The 831-nt window shown below is 58.8% G+C and carries 1 protein-coding gene; it reads left to right on the top strand.

The features are described 5' to 3' along the window. Positions 1-39: 39 nt before the first annotated feature. Positions 40-827 (top strand): IS5 family transposase gene (locus BKY27_RS19820; protein WP_146636325.1). Its coding sequence is split into 2 segments (ribosomal slippage): positions 40-379 and positions 379-827, totalling 789 coding nucleotides; the frame shifts between segments, so codons are not numbered across the junction. The last annotated feature ends 4 nt before the right edge of the window (positions 828-831 follow it).

Here is an 831-nt window from a genome sequence, read left to right as displayed (position 1 = left end):
CCCATCGGCTCGCAGGCGTGATTCAAGCTGGTATCTGTTATGGAGACCAGCTTGGCACGAGACCTGATGTCGGACAAGGAGTGGGCGTTCTTTGAACGGTTTATCCTGGCAGCCCGTGCGCCGAATGGGCGCAAACCCACCAACCACCGCCTTGTTCTTGATGGTATTTTCTGGATTGCCCGCACAGGTGCGCCGTGGCGTGACCTGCCTGAAGAATTCGGCAAATGGTCGAGCGTTTACCGTCAGTTTCGGCGCTGGACGCTGGCGGGGTTGTGGGAGGACATCATGGACGCACTGAACCAAAGTCGGGCGGTGCCAGATGCCCTTCAAATGATCGACAGCACCGTTATCCGCGCGCACCATCAGGCAGCGGGCGCTAAAGGGGGACTCCGCGACAGGGTTTCGGCCGTTCTCGGGGTGGCTTCACGACCAAGATCCATCTCCGCGTCAACGCGGCAGGTCTGCCCATGAGAACCGAGATCACGCCGGGACAGACATCGGACTATCTCGGCTTCGATCTGGTCAGGGCCGACAACCTGCCCGAGCCGAGCGCCCTGCTGGCGGACCGGGGCTATGATGCTGACAGCATTCGAAAAACCATGGACGAACGAAATGTTCTGTCGGTGATCCCCATGCGCAAGTCACGAAAGATGCGCGTCGGCGTCGATCACTCCCTCTATCGCTTGCGCAACCTCGTCGAGCGCTGTTTCAACAAGCTCAAGAACGCACGCCGGATTGCAACACGCTATGACAAAACGGCGGAGAGTTTCCTGGGCTTCATCGACATAACATCGATCCGCCTCTGGCTCCGCCATTTGTCAACATGACCTA

The sequence above is a fragment of the Nioella nitratireducens genome (assembly GCF_001879715.1).
Classification (GTDB): domain Bacteria; phylum Pseudomonadota; class Alphaproteobacteria; order Rhodobacterales; family Rhodobacteraceae; genus Nioella; species Nioella nitratireducens.
Note: the sequence above shows the minus strand (reverse complement) of the source record. Positions and strands in the feature narration are given on the sequence as shown.